This window comes from Actinomadura oligospora ATCC 43269 (assembly GCF_000518265.1).
GTDB classification, from domain to species: Bacteria; Actinomycetota; Actinomycetes; order Streptosporangiales; family Streptosporangiaceae; genus Spirillospora; species Spirillospora oligospora.
This window is the reverse complement of record NZ_JADG01000019.1, coordinates 26770-38742: the sequence shown is the minus strand read 5'-3', so window position 1 is coordinate 38742 and position 11973 is coordinate 26770. Positions and strand designations below refer to the sequence as shown.

Annotated in this window: 9 protein-coding genes; 5 read left to right on the top strand and 4 right to left on the bottom strand. The window is 75.4% G+C overall.

Annotated elements, in window-relative coordinates; all coding sequences use genetic code 11:
* The first annotated feature begins 25 nt into the window (after window positions 1-25).
* Window positions 26-3046: a sialidase family protein gene (locus P696_RS56245; protein ID WP_157429939.1), complete on the top strand. Its 3021-nt coding sequence runs from the start codon at window positions 26-28 to the stop codon at window positions 3044-3046.
* Between the two features lie 45 nt (window positions 3047-3091).
* Here P696_RS56245 and P696_RS48450 read toward each other — a convergent pair whose 3' ends face one another.
* Complete coding sequence (locus P696_RS48450) at window positions 3092-4015, bottom strand: glycosyltransferase (protein ID WP_084338206.1); 924 nt, start codon at window positions 4013-4015, stop codon at window positions 3092-3094.
* Window positions 4016-4120: 105 nt separating this feature from the next.
* Window positions 4121-5563 carry an LCP family protein gene (locus P696_RS48445; protein ID WP_034487237.1) on the bottom strand — a complete coding sequence of 481 codons (1443 nt, stop codon included), beginning with the start codon at window positions 5561-5563 and terminating at the stop codon, window positions 4121-4123.
* Window positions 5564-5963: 400 nt separating this feature from the next.
* On the opposite strand from P696_RS48445, the gene P696_RS0127100 reads away from it, so the two are divergent.
* From P696_RS0127100 to P696_RS0127085, 4 genes are all read left to right on the top strand, one after another.
* On the top strand, window positions 5964-6914 hold the full coding sequence (locus tag P696_RS0127100; protein WP_026414777.1) for a DUF6177 family protein: 951 nt from the start codon (window positions 5964-5966) through the stop codon (window positions 6912-6914).
* An 86-nt stretch (window positions 6915-7000) separates the two neighbouring features.
* Window positions 7001-7411 (top strand): hypothetical protein, encoded by a 411-nt coding sequence (locus tag P696_RS0127095; protein WP_157429938.1) that lies wholly within the window; start codon window positions 7001-7003, stop codon window positions 7409-7411.
* A 4-nt stretch (window positions 7412-7415) separates the two neighbouring features.
* Window positions 7416-8339 (top strand): hypothetical protein, encoded by a 924-nt coding sequence (locus P696_RS0127090; protein ID WP_026414775.1) that lies wholly within the window; start codon window positions 7416-7418, stop codon window positions 8337-8339.
* Window positions 8340-8344: 5 nt separating this feature from the next.
* Window positions 8345-8791 carry a hypothetical protein gene (locus P696_RS0127085; RefSeq protein ID WP_157429937.1) on the top strand — a complete coding sequence of 149 codons (447 nt, stop codon included), beginning with the start codon at window positions 8345-8347 and terminating at the stop codon, window positions 8789-8791.
* 271 nt (window positions 8792-9062) lie between these two features.
* Here P696_RS0127085 and P696_RS0127080 read toward each other — a convergent pair whose 3' ends face one another.
* Together P696_RS0127080 and P696_RS48440 are read right to left on the bottom strand one after the other, a co-directional pair.
* Entirely contained in the window at window positions 9063-9473 is a 411-nt protein-coding gene (locus tag P696_RS0127080; protein WP_026414773.1) for a hypothetical protein, read from the bottom strand.
* Window positions 9473-11761, bottom strand: a complete 2289-nt coding sequence (locus P696_RS48440; protein WP_051468235.1) for a nucleotide-binding protein — start codon at window positions 11759-11761, stop codon at window positions 9473-9475. The genes P696_RS0127080 and P696_RS48440 overlap by 1 nt, the downstream gene beginning before the upstream one ends.
* Window positions 11762-11973: the final 212 nt, after the last annotated feature.

Here is an 11973-nt window from a genome sequence, read left to right as displayed (position 1 = left end):
GACCGAGGCGACCAGGGAGATGGGCGTGACTTCACCCGGCACTCCGAACCAGCGGCCGGACGACGACCGGGAGCGCGAGGAGGCCGGCTGGCAGGCCCCGGACGCCCCTCCTCCCCCGCACTGGCAGGACCCGCAGGACCCGTTCGGGCCGGGCGCGGGTCCGGACGCCGGGCTGCTGCCTGATCTGCCCGGCTCCTTCCCCTACGCGCAGGAAGTGCCACCGGCGCCCCAGGCGCCCGAGCCTCCCGCGCAGCGGCCCCCGGCCCAGCACCCTCAACCCGAGCAGCCTCTCGCCGCGCCCCACGCCGCCGCGCCGTCGCCCGCCGCGCAGCCTCCCACCGCGCCGCCGGCCGCGTCGGACCCGTTCCCGTACGCCCAGCAGATCCCCGCGGCGCAGCCGTTCCCGCTCGCGCCGGAGACTCCGTCCCCCCAGACGCCCGCGGCCGAGCCCTTCCCCTGGGCCCAGGAGATCCCCGCGGCGAAGCCCACGGCCGCCGAGCCGTTCCCCTTCGCGCAGGAGATCCCGGACCGCCGTCCGTCGCCGGGCGCGCTCTCGTCGTCCCCGCCGCGCGATGTGACGCAGAACGACATCCCCCGGCCGGACGCCACGCGCTTCGACATGGCCCGTCCCGAAGGCGCCGCCGCTCCGCCCCCTCAGTTCGACGAGCCCTGGCTGAACCCGGCCGCCGGCGGCGCCCCGGGCAAGGAGAAGAGCGGCAAGAAGCAGAAGAAGAACAAGTCCAAGACCAAGTCCGAGGGCGGAGGCGCGGGCCGCAAGGCGCTCGTGTTCGGAGCCGGTGGTCTGGCCCTGGCGGCCGTCGCCGCGGGCGGCGTGTTCGCGTTCGTCAAATTCGGCGGCGGTGGCGGTGACGACGCCAAGGACGGCGCGCGCGTCGGCGACGCGGCGTTCCCCCTGTCCGGCGGCGCCGGATCGGACGGCCGTGACCAGGAGCTCGCCGGGGTCGCCTCGTCCGGGTCGACCGTGATCGCGGTCGGCGGCGAGAGCGACCCGCGGAGCGCCCGCGGCCTGTTCCTGGTGTCCTCGGACGGCGGCAGGACCTTCGCGCCCGGGACGGTCCGCGGCTCGGACGGCGCGACGCCCGGACGCGGCGAGGTCCCGCGCGTGGTCGGCGGGTCCGCCCGCGGCTGGGTCGCCGTCGGCACCCGGCCCGGCGGCGCCGCCGTCGTGTGGACCAGCGCCGACGGCCGGACCTGGCAGCGCCGTCCCGACGCGGTCGGCGACGTGTTCGGCCCGCACGCCCACGTCCAGCGGATTGCCGCGACCGCGACCGGTTACGTGGCCGTCGGCGAGACCTCGGTGAAGGGCGACCAGTCCGACGCCCAGCCGGTGGTGTGGGTGTCGTCGGACGGCACGTCCTGGGAGGCGCGCCGGGGCGTCCGGCAGATCGGCATGACCATCCGCAAGGGCGCGGTGCGGCTCCTCGAGGCGGTCGCCACCGACAAGTCGGTCGTCATGGAGAGCCTCGTCACCCCCGACCCGAAGAAGGGCGGCATCCGGCGGCTGTGGCGCTCCAGCGACGGCGGACGGACCTGGACGGCCGCCGACGCCCCCGCGCCGAAGGGCTCGCACGGCCTGGTCGTCGGCGGCGGCCCGGCCGGGTTCGTCGCCGTCCGCGAGGTCAACCAGGGCGGCCGGAACTTCGGCCAGGTGTTCACCTCGCCCGACGGGACGTCCTGGAAGCAGGCGGGGCGGCTCGCGCCCGGCGGCTACCAGGAGACGATCCGGCTGCTCGGCGACGCGCAGGGCTACTCCGCGCTGATCGACCGGGGCGGCAGCCTGCTGGTGTCCCGCAGCTCCGACGGCATGTCCTGGCAGGACGCCGGGCCGCTCGCCGCGCGGTCCGGGCAGGTCGTCGAGGACGCGGCGTCGGTCGGCGGGCACGCGGTCGCGGTCGGCCGCCGCCCGGACGGCGGTGACGGCGACGCGCTGCTGGCGGTCTGGGAGGGCGGCACCGCCCGGGAGATCGACCTGGCCAGGGTGCCCGGGGCCCTGCACCGCGACCGCACCGTGACGGCGATCGGGGCCGGGTCCGGCCGCGCGGTCGCGGTCGGCAGCTCGGGCGGGGACGCCGCCGCGTGGGTCTCCACGGACGGCTCCACCTGGCGTACCGCCACGGGCCAGGGCTCGGCGTTCACCCGGACGGGCTCGCAGCGACTCGACGGCGTGGCGGGCGGCGCGAAGGGATGGGTCGCGGTCGGCTCGGACCAGAACCACCCGCTCGTCACCACCTCGACGGACGGAACCGGATGGACGGCCGCCGACGGCGCTCCCGCCTTCCGGGGCGCGGGGTCGGCGCAGCCGGCGACGGCCGCCGTGGCCGCGGGGCCGTCCGGCTATGTGATCGTCGGCGCGGAGGGCACCTCGGCCGCGACCTGGTTCTCCGCCGACCTCTCCCGCTGGGAGCGCGGACGCGGCGCGGGACGCTGGGACCTCACGGCGGGCCGCGACAGCCGCTGGATGGCGGACGTCACCGCCGGTTCGTCGGGGTACACGGCGGTCGGCGGCGTCCACCTGGCCAACGGCGGCGACCGGCCCGGCGTGTGGACCTCGTCCGACGGCAGGCAGTGGCGGCTGCGCCAGCTGCCGCTCCCGTCCGGGATCGCCGAGGGGCGCCTGGAGGAGGTCGCGGCGCACGGCGCCACGCTCGTCGCGACCGGATTCGCGAAGACGCCGAAGGGTCAGGAATGGCTCGGGTTCGTGTCGTCCGACGGCGGCGCGAACTGGAGCCCGCTGCCCGCTCCGGGCGGTCGCGCCGGGCTGGTCGTCACCGCGCTCACCGCCGGTCCGAAGGGTTTCGCGGGAACCGGCACCATGGGCTCGGACGGCTCGGGCGACGTGATCGCGCTGAGCTCGGCCGACGGGAAGAGCTGGACCGCGAGCGACGCCAAGGGCTCCGGTCTGAGCGGTGCCGGCGACCAGCGCATCACCGGGCTCGCGCCGGTCGGCGACAGGCTCGTCGGCGTCGGCCGCTCGGTGAACGACTCCGGTGACCAGCCCGTCCTCTGGACCCGGACTCAGGACTGAGGTCCGCCCCGGGCCGCGCCCCGGCCGCGACGTCCGGCGTCAGCCTCAGAGGACGGGATCGGCCGGGGGCGAGGACTGCGGTGCGGGGTTGATGGCGGGCGAGGTCTCCTGGTCCGCCTTCGCGCGCGCACGGTTGCGGCGGGCGCCGTAGGGGGCGACGACCAGCCGGTAGACCGGACGGCGGATCGAGGTCGGAACGAACCGGTAGCCGCCGCGCACCACGAGGTTGCGGACGTACTGCGGACGCGTGAGGTGTCCGGCGCGGTACATCTCGCGCTGCAGGCGCAGCTCGGACCGGAGCAGGTCACGGCCGCCGCGGCGCTCGTACGCGCCGTCCCCGACCCGGTAGTAGACGAGCGGCTCGGCGACGTTCACCACCCGCGCGCCGTTCGCGATCATGCGGACGAACAGCCAGTAGTCCTCCATCAGCGGCAGGTCGCCGTAGCCGCCCGCCGCGCTCACCGCGCGCCGCCGGTACACGACGGTCGGATGGTTGAACGGGTCGTGCAGCCGGGCGTAGCGGCTGATGTCGGCCGGGCTGCTCGGCGGCGTGCGCAGCCCGACGACGTCCTCCAGCGACGCGCCGAACTCCAGCAGGCCCGCGCCGACCAGGTCCGCGCCGTCCCGGACGATCGGGACCTGGACCGCGAAACGGTGCGGCATCGCGACGTCGTCGGCGTCCATGCGGGCGACGATGTCGTGCCTGCAGGCGGAGAGCCCGAGGTCGAGGGCGGGGCCGAGCCCCCGGTTGACCTCGATGCGGACGAAGGTCACCTCGACGGGGCTGGTCGTCACCAGTTCCTCGAGGCACGCCGCCAGGTCCGGCGCGACGGGACCGTCCTGGACGAGGACGACCTGGTCCGGTCGGAGGACCTGGTCATGGACCGCGCTGCGGAAGGCGTCCCGGAGGTACTCCGGACGGTCACCGCCGTACACGGTCATGAGCAGGCAGAAGGGCTCGATGGGCATGACTCTCGCGACGGGGGTGAGGAGTGGGGCGCGCGGACAAGATACCCCCAAACGGCTGTTCCGGTTCGTGTCGGGAGTGAACCTTGTGAGTCAATTTCCAGGAACTCAGCCCTGTTGTCCGCAGGCGTCGCGGTCGGCGCGGATCTCGCCGGCGATCTTGGGGACGGGGCGGTGGACGGTCCGGCCGACGGTCGCGCCGTCGGTGCCGATGACCAGGTAGACGGTGCCGGGTTTCAGGCGCAGGTCCCGTCGCGGCGGATGGCCGGGGACGGCGGCGGCGAGGACGGCCGCCTGGTCGCGGGCGCCCAGGCCGAAGACGATCTCGGTCTTCGCGTGCGAGCCGCTCTTCTTCGTGCCGGTCCGGACGATCTGGAAGCCGCGGGCCTTGAGGCGGTCGCCGACGCGTCCGGCGAGGCCCTGTTCGGTCGTCGCGTTGAGGACGGTGACCCTGACCTGGGCGGGCGTGACGGGCTTCGGCGGGCCGCCCGGCTTGCCGGGGCCTCCGGGGGCGGGCGCCGGCGGGGCGGGTGGGGCGTTGTCGTCGCGGATCGCCCGGAAGAGGGGTTCGGCCTGGGCGGCGTTGAACTGGACGCGGTTCCTGTCGGCCGGGTACGCCTCGACCGGGACGGTCACGAAGCGGACCTTGCCCGCGCTCATCCCGCGCAGGCCGCTCGCGGTCTTCTCCATCGCCTGCATGGTGAACTCCCGGTCCACCTTGATGGACCTCGCGACCGCGGAGAGGAACGCGTAGACCCGGCCCGGGTCCTTGAGCATGCCCTTGTCGGTGGCCTTCTTGACGACCGAGGCCATGAACTGCTGCTGGCGGCGGATGCGGCCGAGGTCCGAGCCGTCCCCGAGGACGTACCGGGTGCGGACGTAGCCGAGGGCCTGGTCGCCGCGCACGGTCTGGCGGCCACGGCGCAGGTGCAGTTCGGCCTTCGGGTCGTCGATGCGGCGCGGGACGCAGATCTCGACGCCGCCGAGGGCGTCCACGACGCGCTTGAAGCCGGTGAAGTCGACCTTCACGAAGTGGTCGATGTGGATCCTGGTCAGCGACTCGACCGTGGCCCAGGTGCAGGCGGACCCGCCCAGCGCGAACGCCGAGTTGATCATGTCAAGGCGGCCCGGGATCACCGACCCGTTCCTGCGCCTGCAGTCGGGGATCCGGACCATCGAGTCGCGCGGGAAGCTGATGCCGAGGGCCTGGTTCCCGCCCGGGGACAGGTGCAGCAGGATCGTGGTGTCAGAGCGTTCGCCGACCTCGGTCCCGTACCGGGAGTTCGCGCCCATCCGCGAGTCCGAGCCGATGAGCAGGATGTTCATCGCGTCGTTCAGCTTCGGCGGACGGTGCGGCGGCAGCTGCGCGGTGACGTCCTCGCGCCCGATCTGCCCGTCGATCCGGCGCCAGAGCATGTACGCGGTGATGCTCCCGGCCACCAGGACGAGCGACGTGATCACCGACAGGACGCCGAGCACCCGCCAGGCCCGTCCCGTCCGCGCACGCGGCGACTCCTCCTGCTCCGCGCCCGGGGGCGGGCTCTCGAACACCGACCGCGCCGCCCCCCGCACGGGCGGCGGCGGTGGCCGCGTCCCGGGCCGGGCCGACGCCCGTTCCCGCTGGACGGGCGCCTGCGCTCGGGCTCCCGGGTGGGCGGACGCCTGCGGGCGGGCCCCCGGGGAAGGGGACGCCTGCGCGCGCGGCTCGGCGGAGGGGGGCGGTTGCGGGCGTGAGGACATTCGGACGGGTGGCAGCGCATGCGTCCCGGTCCGCGCGCCGGGTGGCTGCGCGCGCGTCCCCGGGCGGGCGCGGCTCTCCTCCGACATCGCGGACATTTCAGCACATCTTCGACTTTCATCCCTCGAATCACGGGAAATTCGTGCCGTCCCCCCGATGCACCGGTATCCGCCGCACGGCACGGTGCCCCGGCGGGATTAGACTGCGCGAACGATGAGCACCGTGGACGCACTGACCGAACGGGCGATGATCGTCCTCCAGGACCGGCCCGTGGTACCGCTCTCCGCCTGGCTGGTCGACGCGCTCGCCGACGCCACCACGTCGGGGCGCGCGGTCCAGCTCGTCACGCCTCCGCAGTCCCGGATCACGCTGCCGCTGCGGCTCGGGGCCGCCGCCTCCGGCCCGCACTGGGTCGTCCGCGACGGGGACGCCTACTACGAGGGCCTCAGCGGACGTCCGATGCGCTGGAACGGCGCGACCTTCGAGCCCGTCCCGGACGCGCGCGACTACGCGCCCGGCTTCACCGCCCGCCCGGCGGGTCCGGTCGGCGCGCAGCTCGGGCTGACCTACCGGGTCCGGCACGGCGCGGCCGATCCCGAGGTCGGCGGCACCGTCGAGCGCATGCTGCAGCTGCTCACCGGCAAGTCCCCGCTCGGCTGGGGAACCTCCGAGCCCGTCGCCGAGCCCTGGCGTCCGGACCGGTTCACCGAGCACGTCCGCAACCGGGAGTCGGCGCGCGTCGTCGTCGCCGGGGACGGCCCGCGCCCCGCGCAGGCGGTCTGCGCGTTCACCGCGGCGGGCGGAGGCGCGGTCAACGAGGCCACCACGGTCACCGTCGGCTACGCCCCGCAGGATCCCCCTCCCCTCGCGCACCTGCCCCAGCTGGTCGGCGCGATCGCGGCCGACCGTCCCGTCGCGTCCCTGCTGGTGCAGCTCACCCCCGGACGCGCCGACCTCACCACCGAGCCCCGGTGGACCGGCACCGCCTCGCCCGTCGCGCTCGCCGTCGCCGGGGCCGTCCCGTCGCCGCAGGGCATCCCCGGCCAGCAGGTCGGCCCGCCCCGCGCGCCGATGACCCTGTTCGCGCTCGGCGACGGCCGCTCCCCCGAGGGCTGGCAACGCCACCGCCGCCTCCTGCAGCACCTCCAGACCCCCCACGCGTAAAAGCGGCGGGAAAAGGGGCGGAAGCGGCGTCAAGGTCGTGTGAAGAGGGGTTCGCGCCGGCGCGCGGACGATCTTGAATGGGCGGCGTGAACCGCATCGCCGACATCATCAACACCCCAGGCGTCGGGGGTGGGACGACGCCGCCGCCGGGCCGGTCGCCGTGGCCGCCCGGGAGCCCGTTCCAGCCGCCTCCGCCCGCCTCGCCCGAAGAGGTCCGGATCGAGCACGACCGGCTGGCCGACCTCGCCAGGAGGCTGCCCGACGCGGCCGAGCCCGTCGGCCGGGCGTCCGGACGGCTCGTCGGGCTGACGATCTCCGAGGCGTCCTACACCTCGTTCGCCTACTCGCTCGCGATCGCCTACAACGAGGTCGAGGCGTTCACGATCCGGCAGTTGAGGCACAAGGCCGAGGAGACCGTCCAGATCCATGAGGGCGTCCGGCTGAACGCCGAGTCGTGGAAGGCCGCCGAAGAGCGGAACTCGGTGCGGTGGCGGTGACCCGGTGACCGCCGTCCTCGGCGCGGGCGCAGACGTCGCGCGATACAGCCTGGAGGCCGCGACGGGCGCGGCGCTGGCGCTTTCCGCGCTCGGGCTGCCCGCCGCGTGGCCGCTCGTGCCGTCCTTCTACGTCCACCAGTACGACCCGCAGGCGTTCTGGGACGGCGGCATGGCCTGGACCAGGGTCGCCCACGACATGCGGCAGGCCCGGACGGACGTCGAGAAGACCGTCGGGGACGTCACGCACGGCGACGCCTGGCACAGCGAGGACGGCCGCGCCTTCGACCAGCGCATGGATCGCTACCTGCGAGAACTGCTGAGCATCGAGATCCGCGCGGTCGCGGTCGCGACCGTGCTGTTCCTGACCGCGATGCTCACCATGGCCATGATCCTCTTCATGGCGCTGCTCGCCGCCGTCCTCGTCGCGCTCGCCGCCTGGGTCGCCGTCGCGACGGTCTTCCCGCTGAGCGCCGCGTTCGCCCGGATCGCCGCGCTCAACGCGATCATCGAGATGACCGCGACGCTGAAATCGGTCGAAGGCGTGCTCAACACGACGCTGCACGCCTGCGCGGGCATTCTCGGCGTCCTCGTCGCCGGGGACGTGTTCCTCGGCGCGGCGCAGGGCGACTTCAGCGGCCTCGAGGACTTCGTCGACGGCACGATCGCGCAGGGCCCGCTGCTCGTCTGGGGCACCGCCAACCGGATCGAGCGCGACGCGACGGCCTGGGGCCTCGGCGGCAGGTTCCCAGAGGAGGGCGTGCCGGGACGTGTCGCGGGCGACCGCGCCGGGACGTCCCTGCCACCCGGCCTCGCCCAGGCCGCAGGGGCGAAGGGCGTCAACGACGTCCGCACCGGCGGCCAGACCGTCACCGGCGGCCTCACCCCAGGCCAGAAGGCGGACGGGTCCTACACGTATCCATGGGAGTGACCTCGATGGACGACCTCAAGCGCATCCTCGGCTTCGACCCGCAGCGCCTCGCGGCGGACGCCGACCGGCTGTTCGGCGGAATTCGCGAGGTGTACGAGGCGGACGCCGGGGCGGTCGCGTCCGCCGCGTCCGAGGATGGACGGCTGCGCGTCGAGTACTCGGCGGCCGAGGGCGTCCGCGCGCTGGACATCGACCCGCGCGCCATGCGGATGCCCGCCGCCGACCTCGCCGGGACGCTGCTCGCCCTGATCCGCCGCGCCCGCGCCGAGGCCGAGGAGTCCGGACGCGCCCGCGCCGCCGAACTCCTCGCGGCGGACGGCTCGGTCTTCGGCGAACGCGAACGCGCCCAGATCGGCGACCGCCTCCGCAACGCGACGGACGTCCTCCAGGAGGACCTGCGCGGCGCCGACCAGCTGCTCGCCACCCTCCGCGCGTCCCTCGACCGCCGCTGACACCCACCGGCGACGCGGCGGACGGGTCGGGACCGGGCTGGCTGGGCTGGGCACACCGAGGGCCGTCACGGACTTCCGTGACGGCCCTCGTCCAACATCCGACCCCGGGCCGCAACTACCCGCCCCCTCGGCGCCCATGCGGGACGCGACACAGATCACACCCCCCGGCCACGCCCTTCAGACGCTCCCGGCGACCCGCCCCACCCCGGCCGCCCGACCAAGCCGCGCAGCCGGCCCCAGACCGCCGGACCAGGTCAGGCGGGGCCGCCGGTCACGCCGGGGTGGAGGCGTCGTCGGCGCGCCAGCTGCGGGCGGGGCCGTCGGACTCGCCCTCCGGGTAGACCGTCCCGCCGACCCAGTGGACGAGCGCGTCCGAGAAGCGGCGCGCGACCCGGGCGGCCTCGGGGATGTCGGCGACGGCGCGGACGTCCACCCACCAGACGGGCGCGCCGACGCGGGCGGCGAAGTCCGCGCCGAGGAGGCGCGCGATCTCGCTGGCGACGGTCACCTCGACCGGCTCCTCGATCGACACCAGCAGCCGTCCGGCGGCGTCGAACAGGCGGGTCGGCGGCTCGTTCTCGCCGCCCCGGATGTGGATCGGCTCGCCCATCGCGGCCAGGCCGTCGGCCACCGCGAACACGTCCGGGCGGCGGCGGGCGAGGGCGACGTAGTCCACGCTCATCACTGCACCCCCGGCAGGCCGAGCGAGCGCGCGAACGCCTGATAGACGATCTTGGTGGCGGCCTGGCGGGTGGCCCCGCCGACCTTGTCCAGGTCGAGCGCCGCGCCGGTCGCGACCTGCCGGTCGTAGGGGACGTGCACCACCGGCAGCCCCCACTGGGTGAGCATCTCCTGCGCCCGGCCGAGGTCGGCGTTGATCTGCGGGGCGTGCGACACCATGGCCACCACGGCGCGCTGGAACACGTGCTGCCTTCCGTTGTTGGCGAACCACTCCAGCGCCCCGCGCGCGCTCAGCGCCCCGTCCACCGTGCCCGGCGTGACCAGCACCAGCGCGTGCGTCTGCGCGATGATCCCCTGGTTGACCTCGGTCAGGATGCCCGCGCCGCAGTCCACCACGGCCGCGCTGACGAACCGGCTCACCGAGCTCAGCGCCCGCTGGAACGTCGGGACGTCGAACTCCCGCGACATCCGGCCGCCGCGCGTGGACGACAGCACCCACAGTCCCTCGGACGTCTGGGACAGGAACCGCGCCACCTCGTCGAACGTGGTCGGGTTCGCCTGCGCCAGCTCGAACAGCGACAGCTGCGGGACGATCCCGAGCCGCAGCGGCAGGGAGCCGAGCTCGGCGTCCGCGTCGATCGCGACGACCCGGTCCTGGCGGTGCCGGGCCAGCTCGCTCGCCACCAGCGCGGCCATCGTGGTCTTGCCCGCGCCGCCGCGCACGCTCGCGATCGCGATCTGCCGGAAGCTCGGCACCGCGCGCGCCATCAGGTCGGCGAACGCGGCCTGCTGCTGCGCGGTCATCGCGGACCCGCCGCCGACCGCCTTCCGCACGCCGCGTCCGAGGCGCTTGCCGAGCCGGTCGCCGTGCACGTTCTTGCGGACGAGCTCGTCCGCCGGGTGCGGCCCGGCGGCGGCGGCCCGCTGGGCCTGCTGCTGCGGGTCCGGCACGGGCTGTTCGGGCTGCGACGGCGCGGGCTGCTCGCCCTGGGCCTGCGCCTCGTCCTGCTGTCCGCCCCCGCCGAGGACGGGGTTGATCGCCGCCTCCCAGGCGAAGTCCGAGTTGAACATCGGCTCGTCCTGGGACGGGCTCTGCGCGGACGCGCCGTCGTGCCGTCCGCCCATCGTGTGGTCGAGCGCGGGACCGGGCATGCCCTCGAGCCCGGGACCGCCCGGCATGCCCTCGAAGCCGGGCCCCGGAACGTTCTCGGGTCCGGGGCCCTGGGCCGGTCCCTGGATGCCGGGGAAGCCGGACGGGCCCTCGCCGCCCGTGGCCGGGCCCCACGACGCGTCCGGGGCGGGCGGCGCGCCGAGCGGCTGCGCGGGCTCGGCGTTCTGCTGGGCCGCGATGCCGGGGAACCCGTCCTGCGCGGGCGGCTCCCCGCCTCCGGCGTTCGCGGGCGGCGCGCCGCTCTCTGGCGCGCCCCACGTGTTGTCGGGCTGCGCGCCGCCGTCGGGGGACGCGCCACCTGCGTTGTCCGGCTTCGCACCGCCGTCAGCGGGCGCGCCCCACGCGCTCGCGGGCTGGCCGCCCCACGTGTTGTCGGACTGCGCGCCGCCATCGGCGGGCGCGCCTCCTGTGTTGTCGGGCTTCGCACCGCCGTCGGCGGGCGCGCCCCAGGCGTTTGCGGGCTGCGCGCTGCTCTCTGGCGCGCCCCAGGAGTTGTCGGGGGGTGCGCCGCCGGAGGTGTTCTCGGTCTGGCCGCTGGAGGTCGTGGGCGCGCCCCACTGGCCGGATCCGCCCTGGGTGTTGCTCGTGGCGGGCTGGGCTCCGTCGCCGGTGGACGGCGGGGTGCCCCACGGCGCGTCCTGGCCCTGGGTGGGGGCGGGGCCCGTGGAGGTGCCCAGGTCAGCGGCGGCGGGACCGGCGACCGGGGCGTCGGCGTGCGGCGTGGTCGCGGGGCCGGGCGTGGGAGCGGGGCCGGTGGCGGTGCCGAGGTCGGGCTGCGCGGCGGGGCCCGCGACGGGCGCGTCGGCGTGCGGGGTGGGCAGGGGACGGCTTCCGGTCGGGTACTCGCCGCTTCCGGACGATCCGGACCCCGCGGCGGGCATGGACGAAGCGGACGCGGCGGACTCGCCGGACGAGGGGATGCCGAGGAAACCGCCCGTCCCCGTGACGGGGTCGTGCGGCGGGACCTGGGCGGGCACCTGCGCGGTTCCGGCGATCTCGGCCGGATCCTGGCCCTGGACCGGGGCGGGACGGGGTTCGGCAGGCGCGGTGTCGGCGAAGCCCCGTTGCGTCGCGCCGAGGTCGCGCAGTACGGCCAGCTGCCAGGTGGAGTCGGTCACCTGCCTCCCTTCCCTCGATCGGCAAGCCTACGAGACTCCCGTCGCCCAACGCACCGCGCGCGGTCCCCGAGATCGCGTGATCTCGGCCCCCGGCCGTCCCGGGGGAGGTCGGGGCGAGAGCCCGGGGGACGTGCGGGCCGGGTCCGGCCCGTCCACGTCGGGAATCACCGGAATTCGGACGGCACCGATTTCACCTCCCGTCCGTCGAAAAC